Annotated in this window: 15 protein-coding genes; 6 read left to right on the top strand and 9 right to left on the bottom strand. The window is 65.4% G+C overall.

What is annotated here, in order from left to right:
* Positions 1-38: 38 nt before the first annotated feature.
* The 6 genes from ACYX4S_RS16975 (at position 39) to ACYX4S_RS16950 (ending at position 6,690) form a co-directional block, all read left to right on the top strand.
* Positions 39-641, top strand: coding sequence for a superoxide dismutase (locus tag ACYX4S_RS16975; protein WP_476361051.1), 603 nt, complete (start codon positions 39-41; stop codon positions 639-641).
* 79 nt (positions 642-720) lie between these two features.
* Complete coding sequence (gene fdxA, locus ACYX4S_RS16970; RefSeq protein ID WP_293720058.1) at positions 721-1,059, top strand: ferredoxin FdxA; 339 nt, start codon at positions 721-723, stop codon at positions 1,057-1,059.
* A complete protein-coding gene (locus ACYX4S_RS16965) occupies positions 1,056-1,604 on the top strand; it encodes a flavin reductase family protein (protein ID WP_476361050.1) in 549 nt (182 codons plus the stop codon). The genes fdxA and ACYX4S_RS16965 overlap by 4 nt, the downstream gene beginning before the upstream one ends.
* Positions 1,605-1,723: 119 nt before the next feature.
* Positions 1,724-2,098: a DoxX family protein gene (locus ACYX4S_RS16960; RefSeq protein ID WP_476361049.1), complete on the top strand. Its 375-nt coding sequence runs from the start codon at positions 1,724-1,726 to the stop codon at positions 2,096-2,098.
* A gap of 152 nt (positions 2,099-2,250) precedes the next feature.
* Entirely contained in the window at positions 2,251-3,519 is a 1,269-nt protein-coding gene (locus tag ACYX4S_RS16955) for an efflux RND transporter periplasmic adaptor subunit (protein ID WP_476361048.1), read from the top strand.
* A gap of 9 nt (positions 3,520-3,528) precedes the next feature.
* The gene (locus ACYX4S_RS16950) at positions 3,529-6,690 is read left to right on the top strand and encodes a multidrug efflux RND transporter permease subunit (protein WP_476361047.1); all 3,162 of its coding nucleotides are present in this window, start codon (positions 3,529-3,531) and stop codon (positions 6,688-6,690) included.
* A gap of 198 nt (positions 6,691-6,888) precedes the next feature.
* Here ACYX4S_RS16950 and ACYX4S_RS16945 read toward each other — a convergent pair whose 3' ends face one another.
* The 9 genes from ACYX4S_RS16945 to ACYX4S_RS16905 all read right to left on the bottom strand — a co-directional run bounded on the left by ACYX4S_RS16945 (position 6,889) and on the right by ACYX4S_RS16905 (position 17,938).
* On the bottom strand, positions 6,889-8,190 hold the full coding sequence (locus tag ACYX4S_RS16945; protein WP_293720067.1) for a TRAP transporter large permease: 1,302 nt from the start codon (positions 8,188-8,190) through the stop codon (positions 6,889-6,891).
* Positions 8,191-8,199: 9 nt separating this feature from the next.
* Positions 8,200-8,718, bottom strand: coding sequence for a TRAP transporter small permease (locus ACYX4S_RS16940; RefSeq protein WP_476361046.1), 519 nt, complete (start codon positions 8,716-8,718; stop codon positions 8,200-8,202).
* 31 nt (positions 8,719-8,749) lie between these two features.
* On the bottom strand, positions 8,750-9,739 hold the full coding sequence (locus ACYX4S_RS16935) for a TRAP transporter substrate-binding protein (RefSeq protein ID WP_476361045.1): 990 nt from the start codon (positions 9,737-9,739) through the stop codon (positions 8,750-8,752).
* A gap of 321 nt (positions 9,740-10,060) precedes the next feature.
* Positions 10,061-10,753: a FadR/GntR family transcriptional regulator gene (locus ACYX4S_RS16930; protein WP_293720073.1), complete on the bottom strand. Its 693-nt coding sequence runs from the start codon at positions 10,751-10,753 to the stop codon at positions 10,061-10,063.
* Positions 10,754-10,848: 95 nt separating this feature from the next.
* Entirely contained in the window at positions 10,849-11,310 is a 462-nt protein-coding gene (locus tag ACYX4S_RS16925) for a RidA family protein (RefSeq protein ID WP_476361044.1), read from the bottom strand.
* A complete protein-coding gene (locus ACYX4S_RS16920; RefSeq protein ID WP_476361043.1) occupies positions 11,307-12,518 on the bottom strand; it encodes an aminotransferase class I/II-fold pyridoxal phosphate-dependent enzyme in 1,212 nt (403 codons plus the stop codon). The genes ACYX4S_RS16925 and ACYX4S_RS16920 overlap by 4 nt, the downstream gene beginning before the upstream one ends.
* Positions 12,519-12,555: 37 nt before the next feature.
* Positions 12,556-14,193 (bottom strand): hydantoinase B/oxoprolinase family protein, encoded by a 1,638-nt coding sequence (locus ACYX4S_RS16915; protein WP_476361042.1) that lies wholly within the window; start codon positions 14,191-14,193, stop codon positions 12,556-12,558.
* Between the two features lie 14 nt (positions 14,194-14,207).
* Entirely contained in the window at positions 14,208-16,292 is a 2,085-nt protein-coding gene (locus ACYX4S_RS16910) for a hydantoinase/oxoprolinase family protein (RefSeq protein ID WP_476361041.1), read from the bottom strand.
* Positions 16,293-16,417: 125 nt separating this feature from the next.
* Complete coding sequence (locus ACYX4S_RS16905; RefSeq protein ID WP_476361040.1) at positions 16,418-17,938, bottom strand: aldehyde dehydrogenase (NADP(+)); 1,521 nt, start codon at positions 17,936-17,938, stop codon at positions 16,418-16,420.
* Positions 17,939-17,960: the final 22 nt, after the last annotated feature.

The following is a 17,960-nucleotide window of genomic DNA, read 5'->3' as shown; positions in this document are numbered from 1 at the left end:
CTCGCGCGCAAGCTTCGGCCCTGACAAGGAGACAGATCATGGCCTTTGAACTGCCCGCCCTGAACTATTCCCATGATGCCCTGGCGGCTCTTGGCATGAGCCAGGAGACGCTGGAACTGCATCATGACAAGCACCATCAGGCCTATGTCACCGCGCTGAACGGTTTCGTGGAGAAGACGCCGGACCTGCAGGGCAAGACCCTGGAGGAGATCGTGACCGGAACGTATGGCGATGCCGACCGCGCGGGGATCTTCAATCAGGCCGGCCAGCACTGGAACCACATCCATTTCTGGAATGCCCTGTCGCCTGAGGGCGGTCGCATTCCCGGAGCGCTCGAAGCCCGCCTGATCGCTGACTTCGGTTCGGTCGAGGCGTTCAAGACGGCGTTCAAGACGGCGGCGACCAGTCAGTTCGGTTCGGGATGGGCCTGGCTGATCCAGACCGCTGACGGCAAGCTTGCCGTGACCAAGACACCGAACGGGGTGAACCCGCTGGCGACCGGCGAGGGCACGGCGCTGCTCGGCCTCGACGTCTGGGAGCACAGCTACTACGTCGATTTCCGCAACCGGCGCCCGGACTATGTGACCAATTTTCTCGACCGGCTGGCGAACTACGAATTCGCCGAGGCGAATCTCGTCTGATTGAGGCTTTCGGATCCCGCCACGTCGCAGCCTTCTGCCGTGGCGGGACCGTTTTTCTACATCCCGCCAGGCCCCCTTCATGACCTATGTCGTTACCGAGAACTGCATCGCCTGCAAATACATGGACTGTGTCGAGGTCTGCCCCGTGGAGTGCTTCTACGAGGGCGAGAACACGCTGGTAATTCATCCGGACGAGTGTATCGACTGCGGCGTCTGCGAACCCGAATGTCCTGCCGACGCGATCCGTCCGGACACGGAGCCGGACATGGAGCGCTGGGTCGAGTTCAACCGGAAATATGCCGATCTCTGGCCCGTTGCCACGGAGCGCGGTGAGCCGCCCGCCAATGCGGACGAGATGGACGGCGTCCCGAACAAGTTGCAGACGCTGTTCTCACCCAGACCCGGGGGCGGCTCATGACGGTCGATGATCGGCATTCGGCCATGGCGGGCATCCTGACGCTCGCCGAGACCTCGGACGGCAAGCCTCTGCAGCAGAACTTTCGGGATGCCATGGCGTCGCTCGCCGCGACAGCCTGTCTTGTGGCGGCCGGACGTGGCACCGATCGCCTCGGTCGCACGGTGACAGCCGCCTTTTCCTTGAGCGTGGATCCGCCCGCGCTCCTTGTTTCCATTGCTGCCGGTTCGGCACTCGCGCACCGAATCCAGGAAACGGGCGGTTTCTCCTTCGCGATGCTGTCAGAAACACAGCGCGACATCTGCGACGCCTTTGCCGGCAAGGAGGTTGCCGCCCGCCGGTTCGACCATGGCTCATGGTGCGAATGGCCTTCGGGGCAGCCCCGCCTTTCAGGCGCCGTTGCGGTCATGGATTGCGTGGTGCTTGGAGAAATGGAAGTGGCTGGACACATCCTTTTCGCCGGCGGTCCGCGGGAGATCGATCTTGGCGAGGGGCTCCAGCCGCTCGTCTGGCATTCCCGCCGATATCATGCGGTCTGCCCGCTGTGAGATCGGGCGCGCGCTTTGATCAGGCGGAGCCCGGGCGGAGCAAGTCGGGGCAATCAAGACAGCACATCGGAAGATCGCCCGGCCCCTGCCGGAATGGTGCCAAACCGTAAGGACAAGACATGAAGAAACTCCCCTGGCGCGACATCTATGCCTGGCTTCTGGCCGCCTTCTTCGTTCTGGGGGGAGGCATGAACTTGCTGGCATCCCCGGAAATCCTCGCCGACTACCGGCGTTGGGGCTACCCGGACTGGTTTCACTATGTGACCGGCGTCATGGAATGGACGGCGGCGGTGCTGATCGCGATACCGGCGACCCGCCTCGCGGGCAGCGTATTCGCCTGCGCGATCATGGCCGCCGCAGCCGGAACCGTCGCGTTGAATGGAGAATTCTCCCACGCCATCCCGCCGCTGACCGTTCTGGCTCTGCTTGGCGTGAACGTATGGCTGACCTGGAGCAAGGGCGCAGCTCCGGGTGGGGAGCGGAATTCCTTGTAATTTTCCGATGCGGTCATTCCGGCGGGCGTTCGGGCGCGCGGCTTTTTCAAAGCATTTTCTTGACATATTCTCCAAAATATTTTTCAAAGCGATAACTTTGAAAAATGCCGGGCCGTCAAACCCTCCCATGCGGCCCGGCAAGGAGACCCATCATGTCGTTCATTCGCGCGCTGCTTGACAGTGCCACGCAGTACGCCCGTCACCGGGCGGTGTTCCATCCGTTTGAGAGGCCTGCGAGGGTGGCTTTTGCCGCCCTGGTCGTGGTCTCCTCCCTCCTCCCCGTTGCCGCCATCGCTCAGGGATATCCGCCGAGTTCTGTCGGTGTGGTCGTCGTCGAGCCGCAGGCCGTCGCCATTACCTCTGAACTTCCGGGCCGGATCAGCGCCACGCGGGTCGCCGAAGTCCGGCCTCGCGTCGGCGGCATCATCGAAACCCGTGTTTTCGAGCAGGGCAGTCTCGTGTCCGAGGGAGACGTCCTGTTTCGCCTCGACCGTGCCACCTATGAGGTCGCGCTCGAGGCGGCCCGGGCCGCGGTGGCTCGCGCCGAAGCGGTTCTGACGGACTCGCGCCAGATAGAACAGCGGACCGTTTCCCTGAGCCAGCGAAAGGTCGCCAGTCAGGCTGCGCTTGACTCGGCGGTTGCCGCCCGGCTCCAGGCCGAGGCAAGCCTTGCCGAGGCACGCGCCCGGTTGCGCGCGGCCGAGGTCAATCTCGGCTACACCGAAATCAAGGCGCCGATCTCCGGCCGCACGGGGCGGGCCCTGACCACCGAGGGCGCGCTTGTGTCCGCGCAAGGGGAGATCCTGACCACCATCCAGCAGCTCGACACCGTTTATGCGGATATGCAGCAACCGGTCTCGGAACTTCTTCGGTTGCGCCGTGCACTCGCGGCCGGCGACTTGAAGGAGATCGAGCCGGGGACCGCCGAGGTTGAGCTCTATGTCGATGACGGCACGCTCTATCCCCACCCGGGGCGGCTTCTGTTCGCCGAAGTCACGGTCGAGAGATCGAGCGGCCAGGTCACGCTTCGGGCCGAGTTCCCGAACCCTGACGGCACCCTGCTGCCCGGCATGTATGTGCGCGTTTCCGTCGAGCAGGCCCGGCGCGAGGATGCGATCCTCGTTCCGGCGCAGTCGGTTCGTCGCGATGCGTCCGGCACGGCGCAGGTCTTCGTCGTCGGAGACGGTTCGGCGGTTGAAGTGCGTACGGTGACGCTTGGAAGGTCCGTCGGCAATCATGTAATCGTCGAAAGCGGTCTGCAGGCGGACGACCTGGTCATCGTCGACGGTTTTCAGAAAATCGGGCCCGGTGCCCCCGTCGCACCGGTCTGCTGGACAGACCCCGCCGCCGGGGAGAATGCCACCTCGCCCGACGCCTGTACCCGGCGTCTTGGCCGGTTGGCCTCCATCGCTGCAAAGTGAGGCCCGGTCATGGCAAGGTTCTTTATCGACAACCCGGTTCTCGCCTGGGTCATCGCCATTTTCATCACCATCGCCGGGGTGTTGTCGCTGCCGTCTCTGCCGGTCGCGCAATACCCGGACGTCGCGCCGCCTCAGGTGACGATCTCGACCCGCTTTGCCGGGTCATCGCCTGAAGATCTCTACTTGCAGGTCACGCAGCCGATCGAAGAAGAGCTGAACGGCATCCCCGGGCTGCTCTATTTCGAATCCACGTCGGACACGACCGGGTCGGTTACCATCACCGTGACCTTCGCCTCGGGCACCGCGATCGCGCAGGCCGTCGTGGAGACCCAGAACCGCTTGCGCCGTGTCGAGGCATCGTTGCCGCCGCAGGTGCGGCAGGAAGGGCTGCTCGTCGAGGAAGCCGGCACGAGCTATCTTCTGTTTGTTTCGCTGAACGCCGACCCCGAAGTCGGCATGGACACGATCGCGCTCGCCGATTTCGCCACGCGAAGCGTGCTGAATGAGATCCGCCGGGTTCCCGGAGTCGGCAAGGCACAGCTTTTCTCGGCTGAGCGGGCCATGCGGATCTGGATAGATCCGGCCAAGCTGGTGGGTCTCGATCTTTCGGTGACGGACATCACGGCCGCCATCTCCGAGCAGAACGCCCAGGTCGCGGCCGGCTCGGTGGGTGTCGATCCCGCGCCGGAGGGGCAGCAGGTACAGGCCACGCTGCTCGTAACCGGACAGTTGCGCACGCCCGAGGAGTTCGGGCAGATCGTGCTTCGTGCCCGGGACGACGGCGCGCTCGTACGGTTGTCCGACGTTGCGCGGATCGAGGTGGACGCGGAGTTCTATTCGTTCAAGTCCTACCTCAACGGACAGGATGCCGCGCAGATCGGCATCCAGCTTTCGCCGACCGGCAACGCCCTCGACACCGCACAGGGCATCCGCGATCTCCTGGAAGAGCTCCAGCCATCCTTCCCGAAGGGCGTGCACTACGCCATTCCGTACGACACCACGCCATTTGTTTCGGCGTCGATCGAAAAGGTTCTGCACACCCTGCTCGAGGCGGTGGCGCTGGTCTTCGTCGTGATGCTGATCTTCCTGCAGAGCTTCCGCTACACCGTGATTCCGATGCTGGTGGTGCCCATCGCGCTGGCTGGAACGCTTGCGGTGATGCTCGCGGCGGGCTTCTCGATCAACGTGCTGACCATGTTCGCGATGATCCTTGCGATCGGCATCCTGGTGGATGACGCCATTGTCGTCGTCGAGAATGTCGAACGGATCATGTCGGAAGAGGGGGTGTCGCCGCGCGAGGCCTCGAAAAAGGCCATGGGCCAGATTTCGGGCGCCATCGTCGGCATCACGCTGGCGCTGATGGCGGTCTTCGTGCCGCTGGCCTTCTTTCCCGGGTCGGTCGGGATCATCTACCAGCAGTTTTCGCTGACCATGGTGGTCTCGATCTTCTTTTCGGCGTTTCTGGCGCTTTCGCTCACGCCGGCCCTGTGCGCGACCTTCCTGAAGCCGATTCCAAAGGGGCACGCACATGCCAAGAAGGGTCCCGCCGGCTGGTTCAACCGCAACTTCGATCGTGCTTCGAAGGGATACTCGGGTCTGGTCGGTGGGCTGACACGCCGCGCCGGGCGGATGATGGTGATCTATCTGGCGCTGGTGGCCGGTCTTGGCTGGTTCTATGTCCGGATCCCCTCGGCCTTCCTCCCGCAGGAGGACCAGGGCTATCTGATTGCCAGCCTGCAATCGCCGCCCGAAGCGACCTCGTTCCGGATGCGGGAAGTCACCAAGGCGGCGGAAGGATTCGCCCTCGCGAGCGAGGGCGTCCAGGACGTGGTCACGGTGCAGGGCTTCTCTTTCTCTGGTCAGGGGCCGAACTCGGCGATCAGCTTCGTGACCCTGAAGGACTGGGCGGAGCGCGAGCGTCCCGATCTCAGTGCCGGCGCATTGGCCGGAAAGCTGTCGGGCATGCTGTTCTCCATTCGTGACAGCTTCGCCTTCGCGATATCACCGCCGCCCATTCCAGGGCTGGGAAACGGCTCCGGCTTTTCCTTCCGGCTTCAGGACCGCGCCAATCAGGGCAACGCGGCGCTTCAGGCGGCGGCCGGGCAGATCATGGCCGGCGGCGCGGAAAGCCCGATCCTCGGCCAAATGTATATCGAGGGCCTGCAGCCCGGTCCGCAGCTCAACCTTCGGGTGGACCGGGAAAAGGCCAATGCGTTTGGTGTGACGTTCGGGGAGATCAACCGCACGATCTCCGTCGCACTCGGGTCGGGTTACATGAATGACTTCCCGAATGCGGGCCGGATGCAGAGTGCCATTGTCCAGGCCGAAGGCTATGCCCGGGCGAACATCGATGAGGTGATGAAACTGAACGTGCGCAACGTTCAGGGAGGCATGGTGCCGCTTTCTTCCTTCGCCACGGCGGAGTGGGGGTTCGGTCCCGCACAGATCGTCGGCTACAACGGGTATCCGTCGATCCGTATCAACGGCGAGGCCGCCGCGGGGTATTCCTCGGGCGAGGCCCTGGCCGAGATGGAGCGTCTTGCCGCGGGCTTGCCGCAGGGCTTTGCCTTCGAGTGGACCGGACAGTCGCTGCAGGAAGTCGAGAGCGGCAGTCAGGCACCGATCCTGATCGGCCTGTCGGTTCTCTTCGTCTTCCTGTGCCTGGCCGGGCTCTACGGCAGCTGGTCGATACCCTTGTCGGTCATGCTGATCGTCCCTATGGGCGCCATCGGCACGGTTGCCGCCGTGACCCTGACCGGGTTGCAGAACGATGTGTTCTTCACCGTCGGTCTCATCACGATCGTCGGCCTCTCGGCAAAGAACGCCATCCTGATCGTCGAGGTGGCGAAGGAGCTGATAGCCGAGGGCAGGGATCTCATCGAGGCGACGTCCGAGGCCTGCCGCCTGCGGTTCCGGCCGATCCTGATGACCTCGCTGGCCTTCACCATGGGCGTGTTGCCGATGGCCGTTGCCAAGGGACCGTCGGCTGCCAGTCAGAATGCCATCGGCATCAACGTGGTGGGCGGGATGATCTCCGCGACGGTGCTCGGCCTGCTGTTCGCGCCTGTGTTCTTCGTGTTCGTGATGAAGCTGACGGGGACGCACAGGCGGTTGCAGGGACACGCGACCGGTGACGAGGGGACGGCCTCGGCCACGCAGCCCGCCGAATAGGTCCCGCCGCTCAAACCGAGCAGGATGCCCGCCCGGACGCCACTCGACCTGTCGGCGCCCGGGCCAGGGCCATCGGTCGCGACCGGTCTTCCGGCCGGAAGACGATCCGGGAGTGTTCGGGGCAGATGAAACACGTCAGGCGCTTCCGGTCCCGGAAGCGCCTGACGTCATGTTCGAGGTCCTGTTTTGGCGTCGCCGCTAGTTCATGAAGCGCGGCAGCCAGAGAACGATCTCGGGCCAGACCGTGATCAGGGCGAGCATTCCCATCAGCAGCAGGAAGAACGGGAAGGTCGCTTTCGCCACCGTCAGGATGTTCGCGCCTGTCACGCTTTGCATCACGAACAGGTTGAACCCAACGGGAGGCGTTATCTGTGCCGCTTCGATGAGGACCGTGATGAAGATGCCGAACCACACCAGGTCGACGCCCGCCGACTGCACCATCGGCAGCATCACCGAGGAGGTGAGAACGATGATCGAGATGCCTTCCAGGAAGCAGCCGAGCACGAGAATCAGCACGGCCAGGACGGCGAGCAGCGCGTAGGGCGACAGGTTCAGCGTGTCGACCCAGGTCGCGAGCTGTCTCGGCAGGTCGACGAAGGCGACGGCGATCGACAGGCAGGCCGCGCAGGCGATGATGAAGGAGATCATGCAGGAGGTGCGAACCGCCGCCATGACGCCGTCCATGAAGCTCTCGAAGGTTAGCGATCTGCTCATCGCAGAGAGACCGAGCGCGCCGAGAACGCCGACGACGGCTGCTTCCGTCGGAGTGGCGTAGCCGCCGTAGATCGAACCGATCACCAGCGCGATCAGGGCGACGGTCGGGCCAAGGCTGCGAATGGCGGCGATGCGCTCCCGCCAGGAGATCCGCCCTTCCCGATTTGGCATGGAGCCCTTGTTGAGCAGGCTCCAGATCGCCGTGTAGCCCATGAACAGCGTCACGAGAAGAAGGCCCGGCACCACGCCCGCGATGAACAGCCGTCCGATGGATTGCTCGGCCGTCACCCCGTAGACGATCATGATGATCGAGGGGGGGATCAGCAGTCCGAGCGTTCCCGAGCCCGCGAGCGTGCCGATGGTCATCTTGACCGGATAGTCGCGCTTGCCGAGTTCGGGCACCGTCATCCGGCCGATGGTGGCGCAGGTGACCGCCGACGACCCGGTGATGGCCGCCAGAACGCCACACCCCAGGATGTTGACATGGAGCAGTCCTCCGGGAAGGCGCCCGACCAGGGGCGACAGTCCGCGGAACATGTCGGACGAGAGGTTCGAGCGGAACAGGATTTCACCCATCCACACGAACAGGGGCAGTGATGTCAGGGCCCAGCCCCAGCTGTTGTCCCAGAGCGTCGAGGCGATCAGGGAGCCGGTCGGTGCCGAGGTGAAGATGCCCATCATCAGCATGCCGACGGCGAGCAGTGTGACGGAGACCCACACGCCGACGGCGAGAAATCCGAAGATCAGGACGATCAGGACGATCGCGGAGATGAATGTCATGTCCATGGTGCGTCCTCAGTCCGCGTGGGTGTCTTCGGGATGCTCGTCGGCGGCGTAGCTGGGGACGCCGCCGAGGAGGATCGTGACGAGATCGTCGAGAATGGCGACGGCGAAGAGGGTCACGCCGATCGAGACGCCAAGCTGGGGAATCCAGAAGGGCATGGCGAGAAGGCCGGGGCTGACGTCGTGATACTCGTAGGACTGCAGCGTCAGCTCGATGACGTGCCATGCCAGAAAGCTGATCGTCGCGCCGCCGATGAGGCAGTTGAGGATCTCGAAGACCCGCTTCGGGCCCCTGGGGAGCAGCCGGACCAGCAGTGTGATCCTGACGTGGCTGCCTTTTCGGAACGTGTGGGCCAGGCCGAAAAAGGTGGAGGCGGCCAGGCAAAGCCCGGCCGCCTCCGTGGAATCGACCGTGACCGACATCCACCGGGCGACGACCTGAACGATGATCGTGACGCCGATGCCGACCAGGAACAGGGCCGCGGCATAGCCGGATGCCGAATAAAGACCGTCCAACACGCGTCGGATCATGGTCGGTTCCTCCGGGTTTGGTGGTTGCGGCTTACTTCAGCGATGCCTGGTAGGCCTCGTAGACGGCCTTTTCCTCGTCGCTGGCGCGGGTCATCCAGTCCGCGACCATCGCCTTGCCGATCTCGTCGATCCGGTCGAGGATGTCCTGCGGCGCCTGGTTGATGGTCATGCCGTGCTCCTTGAGCACCTGCTCGCGCTCGTCGCTGGCTGCCTTGGCCATTTCCCAGCCACGGGCCGTCGCCTTTTCGCCTTCCTCGATCACGATCTGGCGAACGTTCTCGGGAAGCGCGCGCAGGGCGCGCTGGTTGACGATGATGGCGTTCTTGTTGTGCATCGTGCCGGTGTAGGTGAAGACGTCGAGATAGTCCCAGACCTGCACGTCGGTGCCCGACTGCGCGCTGGTCCAAAGCGCATCGATCATGCCCGTGGCGAAGGCCTGCGGCACTTCGGCGAACGGCAGGATGATCGCGATCGCGCCCAGTTCCTTGCCCATGATCTGGGTCTGCTGGGAGTAGATGCGCAGGCGCACGTCCTTGATGTCGTCGAGCGAGGTGATCGGCTCCTTGGTGAAGAAGCCCTGGCCGGGCCACGCCACATAGGTGAGCACCTGCATGCCGTACCGGCCGAACCACTTGTCGTAGAAGGGTTTCTGGGCCTCCATCAGCTTCCAGGATTTTTCGAAGGTCGGCACCACGCCCGGGATGTTGTCGAGGTTGAACATCTCCTGCTCGTTGCCGTAGACGCCCATGCGGATCTCACCGATCGGCACCTGTCCGGACTGCACCGCCCGCTTGATGTTGTCGAGCTTGATCAGGCTGTCGTTGGAACGCAGATCGATCTTCAGTTCGCCATTGGTCCGCTCTTCCACGGCCTCGATGAACTTGCGGATGTTCTGGGTGAAGAAGCTGCTCTCCGGATAGCCCGAGGCCATCGTCCACTCGGTGGCGGCGAACGCTGAACCGGCAGACGCGACCGTGGCCGTCGCCAGGGCGCACACGCGAAGTAGAGACTTCAGGGACATTCTCGTTCTCCATCTGTTGGGGTGACTGGCGCCATGGAGCAGGTCGTGCCCAGCGCACGGGCAATTGGCTTGCCTCTCGCTTTACGTCTGTAGACTGTCATATGTTGTCATATGTGTCAAAACCGTAAAGCCCGGTTTCTCGAAAACTTGCATTTTTTATCGAGGGTGGCCGGAGAAAGGGCCTGCGCCGGCGGGAGCGCTGAGGAAAGAGAAAAGAGAAGTCAAATCATTGAAATAATAAACGACTGCCTCGCCAGGCATGCTGGCGAGGCAGTTGCATGCTGCCGACGCGCCTCATCCGGCGGCGCGGGGGGCTTGCGGTCAGGCCGCCGACTGGCGGTAGCGCATGAGACTGCCGGACAGGTGCCTGCGCATGGCATCGCGCGCGGCGGCCGCATCCTGCTTTTCAATGGCCTCGAGAATGGCGCCGTGCTCTTCCTGCAGCTTGTCGTTATAGGCGCCGGACTGAACCTTGGCGCCGATGGCGTTGATGCGCAGGCGGGGGATGATCTGCGGCCCGAGGAAGGTCAGGAACTTCTCGAAATAGGGATTGTTCGTCGCCCGCGCGATGGCGAGGTGGAAGTCGAAATCCATCGGCCCGCTCTGGCCGTTGCCCTCCGCCCGGATCCGTTCCAGCGCTTCCCTGATCTGGTCGAGCTGCGCGTCGCTGCGCCGTTCCGCGGCCATGGCGGCCGCCTCGAGTTCAACGCTCAGACGCAGCTCCAGGATCTGCAGGATGTCCTGAACGGCATCGTCGGGAATGGGCGAGATCTCGAAGGGGAGCAGTCGCGGTGCGTCATCGACGAAGACGCCGATGCCCTGCCGCGACTTCAGGACACCGTCGGCCCGCAGGGACGCGACCGCCTCTCGGACCACGGTCCGGCTCACGCCGAACTCCGCGCACAGGTCGCTTTCGGAGGGAATGCGCTGGCCCGGAAGATAGACCTTGTCGTCGATCTTCTGCAGCAATTGCTTCTTGAGCTGCGATGAAAGGCTTTCCCGTCTCCCGAGCATTCTTGTTCCTTCTGGCGTCTCTGACCACATGTTGGGCATCATATAACAGACCACATGGTCATACCAGCGATTGCAGGCTGTTCGCGGGCGTTTGCTCAGGTTTTGACGAGCAGGATCGCCTCGACCTCGACCGTCATGTCGTGGGGAAGGGATCCGACGCCGACAGCGCTGCGCGCGTGTCGACCGGCCTCTCCAAGCACATGCAGGAACAGCTCCGAACAGCCGTCGATCACCTTGGGATGCTCGCGGTAGCCCGGCACCGCATTCACCATGCCGAGCAGTTTCACCACGGCCTGCACGCGACCGAGATCGCCGAGTTCGGCATGGGCGGCGGCGAGAAGCTGCAGGCCGGCGGAGCGGGCGTGGACATGCGCCTTCTCGCTCGTGACCGTTTCGCCCACGCGACCCGAGGCGACCGTGCCGTCCGCATGGGCACCACCGCGCCCGGACAGGAAGAGAAGGTTGCCGGCAAGGCGCCCGGGAACATAAGCCCCCGCGGCCTTGCGGACGGGCGGGAGCTCGAGCCCGAGCTCCCGGAGTCTGTCGTAAGGGGTCATCGGCCGTCCTCCAGGGTGGTGACCGCGTCCGCGATGCGGCTGCAGGCCGAGGCAAGCAGCAGTCGGGCTGCCGCGAAGGACAGGCGGAAGCAGGGGGACAGCCCGAAGGCGGCTCCGGGAACGGTCGCGACGCCCGCTGCCTCCAGCAGGTATTCGGCCACCTCCGCGTCGTTTGACAGGACCGTGCCCTTGCCGGTGCGCTTGCCGATGAGGCCCTTGCATTCGACGAAGGCGTAGAACGCGCCCTCGGGCTTGCGCAGCCGCAGCCCCTCGACCCCCGAGAGCCCCTCGAGCACCAGGTCGCGGCGCGCGGTGTACTCCTTGCCGGCGGTCGCAATGAAGTCCTGCGGGCCGGTCAGTGCGGCAACGGCGGCCGCCTGGGAGATCGAGCAGGGGTTCGATGTGCTCTGCGACTGGATCTTGGCCATGACCTTGATGAGGTCCGCCGGCCCGGCCGCGTAGCCGATCCGCCAACCGGTCATCGCATATGCCTTCGACACCCCGTTGACGATCACGGTGCGCTCGCGCAGATGCGGGCACGCCGTAAGGAACGACGGAGCCTCGGCGCCGTCGTGCCGGATGTGTTCGTAGATCTCGTCGGAGAGGATCAGGACCCTGGGATACCTGACCAGCACCTCGCCCAGAGCCTCCAGTTCGGCCCGTGTATAGGCCGCGCCGGAGGGGTTGCCGGGCGAGTTGAGGAACAGCCAGCGGGTTGCCGGGCTGAGCGACGTCTCGAGTTTCTCGGGCGTCAGCTTGAACCCGTCCTCGATCGGGCATTCCACCACGCTGGGCATGGCGCCCAGGAGAAGTGCCATGTCCGTGTAGGATACCCAGTAGGGGGCGGGAACGAGGATCTCGTCGCCGGGTTCGAGCGTTGCCATCAGGGCGTTGAAGATGACCTGCTTGGCGCCGTTGCCGGCCGAGATTTCCTGACGGGTGAATGTCAGGCCGTTCTCGCGCTCGAACTTCCCGATGATCGCGTCCTTGAGCTCCGGGGTGCCGTCGGCTGCGGTGTAGTGGGTCTGGCCCGCCCGCATCGCCGCTGCCGCCGCATCCAGAACATGTGGCGGCGTGTCGAAGTCCGGCTCACCGACGCTGAGGTCGATGATGTCGGCGCCTCCGGCACGCAGCTCGCGTGCGCGGACCGAAACGGCCATGGCCGGGGAGAGCTTGATGCGCCTTGCGCGTTCGGCTTCATAGTTCATGGCATGACCTTTCCAGAGCCTGTCCGTGCCGTCCGGGTCATTTGTCCGCCACGTATTCGAAGGCGACGTCGCGCCTGGCCGCGTCCGGGGCACGCCTTTCCGGTGCGCCGAAGCCGCCACCGCCGGGCAGGCTCAGGACAAGGCGACGCTCGGCCGGGACATGCTGGCGTCCCTTCGAGGCCAGCCGTGTTCCGTCATCCAGCGTGACCGAGCCCGGCGCGCCGTCATGACCGCCGTCGCGGCCGCGTGCGGGGTGGTCGATGCGGTCGAACATGGCGTTGAAGTGGAACTCGTGTCCCTCGGCCGCGCTGATCTCGACGACCTGTCCCAGGCCGCCGCGATACTGGCCCGCGCCGCCGGAACCGTCGCGCAGTTCCTTGCGCCAGAAGATGACCGGACCGACGTGTTCCGTCGCCTCGATCGACATGGAGTGCACACCGCTGGGGAACGCGGTCGCGCTGAGGCCGTCGAGGCTTGCCCGCGCGCCGGCGCCGCCGCTGTTGAAGAGCAGGACCTCGGCCCGCCGGCCGCCGTCGGCCGGCGCCTTGTCGCCCTGCAGGGGGCGAACGCTGACATGCAGGTTCCACAGCGCTCCCGATCCTTCCGCCGGCACGCGGCCCGGCAGCATCTTGTGCACCGCGCCGAGCACCGCGTCGGGGATGAAGTGGCCGAGCACATGGCGCACGGCCACCGGAGCCGGGCGCTGGGCATTGAGGATGCAGCCCTTTGGCGCCTCGAAGAGGAACGGGGCAAGCGAGCCGTGGTTGTTGGGGATGTCGGGGGCCAGAGCGCACTTCAGCCCGTAGCAGGCATAGGCCTTGGAATAGATCATCGGGACGTTGATCCCCAGCGGGCTGGGGCCGGACGTGCCGTCGAAGTCGGCGAGGATGTGATCGTCGCGGACGTCGATGCGAACCGCGATGTCGACCGGGCTGCCGTATCCGTCGACACGCATCACGTTGTCGTAGGATCCCTTGGGCAAGGCCGCGATGCGTTCCAGCGTCGCCTTGTAGCTGCGGTCGAACACGAACTCGCCGAGCGCTTCCAGATCGCTCAGGTCGAACTCGTCCATCATGTCCATGAGGCGGCGATGGCCTGTTTCGTTGCAGGCGGCGAGGGAGAAGATGTCGCCGACGACCTGGTCCGCCTCGCGCACGTTGTTGCGCAGGATGTTGACCAGGTCGCGGTTGACGTGGCCGCGCTCCACGAACTTCATGATCGGGATGAAGATGCCTTCCTCGTAGACCTCGTTGGCGTCGGGCCCGAAGCCCCGGCCGCCCACGTCCACCACATGGGCCGTGCAGGCGAAGAAGCCGACAAGCGAGCCGTTGCGGAACGAGGGGGTCACCATCGTGATGTCGAGAAGGTGGCCGGTGCCCTTCCACGGGTCGTTGGTGATGTAGACGTCGCCTTCGAAGATGTTCTCGCGGCCGATGTCATTGACGAAATGGCCGACCGCCTCGGCCATCGCGTTCACGTGGCCGGGGGTGCCGGTGACCGCCTGGGCGATCATCTTGCCGCCCCGGTTGAAGACGCCGGCGGAAAGGTCGCCCGATTCACGGACACTGGTGCTGAAGGCCGTCCGGATGAGGGTGACGGCCTGTTCCTCGACCACCGAGATGAGGCGGTTCCACATGACCTGCATGCGGACGTCGGAGAGCGAATTCGCGGTCATTGCTCTTGTTCCCTTCACGCTTTCGACCGGACGAGCAGACATCCGTCCGCCTGGAAGATCGCTTCCTGTCCATCGGTGATGATCGTCGTGGTTTCGTTTTCGGTGATGACGGCCGGGCCGGGGACGCAGTCGCCCGCCTTGAGGTCGGCGCGTGCCACCACGTTCGAGGTGACGAAGCCCGCGGCCTTTGCCTCGAACATCTGCCGGGTGACGGCGGGCTCGAGCCTGCGCTCGGCCTCGACCCGCTCGACGCGCGGCGCCGGATAGGCCTCGGAGCTTGCACGCAGCGACCAGCTCACGATCTCGATGTCCAGCTTGTCGATCAGGCGGCCGAAGAGCTGCTCGTAAACCTCCTCGAAGCCCTTGCGGAAGACGTCGACCTCGCTGCCGGCGTAGTCGCGGACCTCCACGGTGACCGGAACCTCCCAGCCCTGGCCGGAGTAGCGCATGTAGGCGGTGCACTCGAGGGTGGGGACCGCGTCGGGCGCGCCGGAGCGCACGAAGGAGGTCGCCTCGTCGGCGAGTTCCTTCAGGACCGAATTCACCTTGCCGGCGTCGAAGGCGCTCAGGCGCAGGAAGGCGCTGCGCACGGACTCGAAGCCGAAGGGTGCGCGCAGGAAGCCGATGGCCGAGCCGACACCGGCTCCGGGGGGGACGAGCAGCTCGTCGATGCCGAGTTTTTCGCAGAGCCGGCCGGCGTGCAGCGGCGCGGCGCCGCCGAAGGCGATCATCGTGTAGTCGGCGAGCTCCATGCCGTTCTCGACCGCGTGCATGCGGGCGGCGTTGCTCATGTTCTCGTCGACCACTTCGCAAAGCCCGAAGGCCGCCGTGGCGCCGTCGAGGTCGAGGGGGCGCGCGAGGTCGTTCTCGATCGCGCCCGTCGCCGCCTCGACGTCGAGGGTCATCGAACCGCCGGCAAACCCGTCCGCCGCGAGCTTTCCAAGCAGCAGGTCGGCGTCGGTGACCGTCGGGTTGCTGCCGCCGCGTCCGTAACATGCGGGGCCGGGCTCGGAGCCGGCGCTGTGCGGGCCGACGCGGATCTGGCGCATGGCGTCCACGGTGGCGATGGAGCCACCGCCCGCGCCGATCTCGACCATCTCGATGACCGGGATGGAGATCGGCATCCCGCTTCCCTTCTTGAAGCGGTAGGTGCGCGCCACCTCGAAGGTCTTGGCGGTCTTGGGCACCTGGTTGTCGATCAGGCAGATCTTCGCGGTAGTGCCGCCCATGTCGTAGGACAGAACCCGCTCGATCCCGTGCTGCTTGGCGATGTGGGCGGCGAAGATGGCGCCGCCGGCCGGGCCGGACTCGAGCAGGCGAACGGGAAACTCGATGGCGCTCTCGACGCTGATGATGCCGCCGCCCGAGTGGATCATGAAGACCGGGCAGGTGGTTCCCGCCTCCTTGAGACTGTCCGTGAGGCGACGCAGGTAGGACGCCATGAGCGGCTTCACATAGGCGTTGGCGCAGACCGTGTTGAAGCGCTGGAACTCGCGCATCTGCGGCGAGACCTCACAGGAGATGGAGACGAAAAGGTCGGGCTTGCGGGCCAGCAGCGCATCGCGGACGCGCCGCTCGTGCGCACCGTTGACGTAGGAGTGGATCAGGCCGATCGCGATGCTCTCGAAGCCGGCCCCGATGATCCGGTCGACCAGGGCGTCGAGCTCCTTGTCGTCGATCTCCTTGAGGATCTCGCCATGAGCGTCGATGCGCTCGTCGAGGACGAAACGCTCGTCGCGCGGAACCAGCGGGGCCGGGAGCACGATGTCGAGGTCGTACTGCTCGAACCGGTTCTCGGTCCGCATCTCGATGACGTCCCTGAAGCCCTTCGTCGTGATGAGGGCCGTGCGGGCGCCGCGCCGCTCGATCAGCGCGTTGGTGGCAAGCGTGGTGCCGTGAATGAGCGTGTCGATTTCGGAGAGCGCCACGCCGGCGCGGTCGGCGACGAGCCGGACACCGTCCACGATACCCTGTTCGGGCGCCGTGTAGTTGGTGAGCACCTTCGCGGAATGCATGGTCTCGCCAACTTCCATAGCAACGTCGGTGAAGGTTCCGCCGATGTCGGCCCCCACCCTGATCTGCTTGCCGTCCTTCGTCATGTTCGCCGGATCTCCCGCTTGCCTACGCCATCGCCGGTCCCGTTCGGGACCGGCCACTATGTCAGTTGTATGACAACATACTAGAGAGGAATGTCAAGAAGTATGATGTCCGATTCCTTCCCGGATCAGTTCGCCGCCCGCGCGTCCTGCGGAAGCAGGTCCTCGGGCATGTTCTGATAGCAGACGGGCCGCAGGAAACGCCTGATGGCCAGTGAGCCGACGCTGGTCGCGCCGAAGTTCGTGGAGGCCGGATAGGGGCCGCCATGGACCATCGCGTCGCAGACTTCCACCCCGGTCGGATAGCCGTTGACCAGCAGGCGCCCGGCCTTGCGCTCCAGGACCGGGACCAGGTCCTTCGCCTGCTCATGATCGCCCGCGTCGAGTTGCAGCGTGCAGGTCAGCTGGCCGCGCAGCCCTTCCGCCACAGCTTTCATCTCGTCCCGGGACGAGACCGTGACGACCAGTCCGAGCGGGCCGAACACCTCTTCCGCGAGATGCGGGTCGGCCAGGAACCGTCCGGCTTCCGTCCTGAGCAGGGCCGGGGCGGCCTCGCGGGCCTCGTTTGCGTCGGCGCGGCAGACAACCTTGCCGCCGGCGGCGGAGAGGTCGTCCACGCCCTTCCTGAAGGACGCGGCAATGTCCGCCGTCAGCATGGCCTGCGGTGCCACCTGCGACAGGGCTTCGGCGGCTTCGGCGATGAATGTCTCCGCGGCCGCGCCTTCCTGAAGCACGAGGACGCCGGGATTGGTGCAGAACTGCCCGACACCCATCACGAGCGATGCCGCCCAGTCATGGGCGATGGCGCTTCCGCGTGCGTGTTGCGCATTCTCGAGCACGAAAACGGGATTGACCGAACCGAGCTCGCCGAAGAAGGGGATGGGGGTCTCGCGCGCGGCGCAAAGGTCGAACAGCGCGCGCCCGCCGCGCAGACTTCCGGTGAAGCCGATCGCCTGCACGAGCGGGTGGGTGACGAGCGCCTCGCCGGCGGCGCGGTCCGAGCTCTGGATGAAGCTGAAGACACCGTCCGGCAGGCCGCATGCGGCGCGGGCCTCGTTGATGGCCTCGGCCACCAGTTCTCCGGTCGCGGGATGGGCCGGGTGTCCTTTCACGACAACCGGGCAACCGGCGGCCAGGGCCGAGGCGGTGTCGCCGCCGGCCACGGAAAAGGCGAGCGGGAAGTTCGACGCGCCGAAGACACCGACGGGGCCGAGCGGACGCATGCAAAGTCTGAGTTCGGGGCGCGGCGGCGTCCGCTCCGGAAGGGCCTCGTCCCGGCGCAGGTCGAGATAGGCACCGTCCCTGATGTGGGCCGCGAACATGCGCAGCTGTCCGGTCGTGCGGCCGCGCTCGCCCTCGACCCGGGCCTGCGGCAGGCCGGTCTCGCTCATGACAGTGGGCGTCAGATCGCCGGCGCGTGCCTCGATCGCGTCCGCGATGGCTTCCAGAAAGGCGGCGCGCTGCTCGCGGCTGGACTGCCCGTAGCTTGCAAAGGCGGCTTCGGCGGCGCGCACGGCACTGTCGACCTCGTCCGCGCCCCCGTTGCAGAAGGAGTGGGCCGGTCCGGTCACGGGCCTGCTGTCGAATTGCTGGCTGCTGGCGGTTCGGCGGCCTGCGACAAGATGCTGGCCATGCGGACGATACGTCATTTCAGGCGCTCCCTCGGAGTGG

The sequence above is a fragment of the Stappia sp. ABD4_338 genome (assembly GCF_056312175.1).
Note: the sequence above shows the minus strand (reverse complement) of the source record. Positions and strands in the feature narration are given on the sequence as shown.

Coding starts and splice junctions, on each gene's coding strand:
- ACYX4S_RS16975 (WP_476361051.1), top strand. CDS start 39: ATGGCCTTTGAACTGCCCGCCCTGAACTATTCCCATGATGCCCTGGCG.
- fdxA (WP_293720058.1), top strand. CDS start 721: ATGACCTATGTCGTTACCGAGAACTGCATCGCCTGCAAATACATGGAC.
- ACYX4S_RS16965 (WP_476361050.1), top strand. CDS start 1,056: ATGACGGTCGATGATCGGCATTCGGCCATGGCGGGCATCCTGACGCTC.
- ACYX4S_RS16960 (WP_476361049.1), top strand. CDS start 1,724: ATGAAGAAACTCCCCTGGCGCGACATCTATGCCTGGCTTCTGGCCGCC.
- ACYX4S_RS16955 (WP_476361048.1), top strand. CDS start 2,251: ATGTCGTTCATTCGCGCGCTGCTTGACAGTGCCACGCAGTACGCCCGT.
- ACYX4S_RS16950 (WP_476361047.1), top strand. CDS start 3,529: ATGGCAAGGTTCTTTATCGACAACCCGGTTCTCGCCTGGGTCATCGCC.
- ACYX4S_RS16945 (WP_293720067.1), bottom strand. CDS start 8,190: ATGGACATGACATTCATCTCCGCGATCGTCCTGATCGTCCTGATCTTC.
- ACYX4S_RS16940 (WP_476361046.1), bottom strand. CDS start 8,718: ATGATCCGACGCGTGTTGGACGGTCTTTATTCGGCATCCGGCTATGCC.
- ACYX4S_RS16935 (WP_476361045.1), bottom strand. CDS start 9,739: ATGTCCCTGAAGTCTCTACTTCGCGTGTGCGCCCTGGCGACGGCCACG.
- ACYX4S_RS16930 (WP_293720073.1), bottom strand. CDS start 10,753: ATGCTCGGGAGACGGGAAAGCCTTTCATCGCAGCTCAAGAAGCAATTG.
- ACYX4S_RS16925 (WP_476361044.1), bottom strand. CDS start 11,310: ATGACCCCTTACGACAGACTCCGGGAGCTCGGGCTCGAGCTCCCGCCC.
- ACYX4S_RS16920 (WP_476361043.1), bottom strand. CDS start 12,518: ATGAACTATGAAGCCGAACGCGCAAGGCGCATCAAGCTCTCCCCGGCC.
- ACYX4S_RS16915 (WP_476361042.1), bottom strand. CDS start 14,193: ATGACCGCGAATTCGCTCTCCGACGTCCGCATGCAGGTCATGTGGAAC.
- ACYX4S_RS16910 (WP_476361041.1), bottom strand. CDS start 16,292: ATGACGAAGGACGGCAAGCAGATCAGGGTGGGGGCCGACATCGGCGGA.
- ACYX4S_RS16905 (WP_476361040.1), bottom strand. CDS start 17,938: ATGACGTATCGTCCGCATGGCCAGCATCTTGTCGCAGGCCGCCGAACC.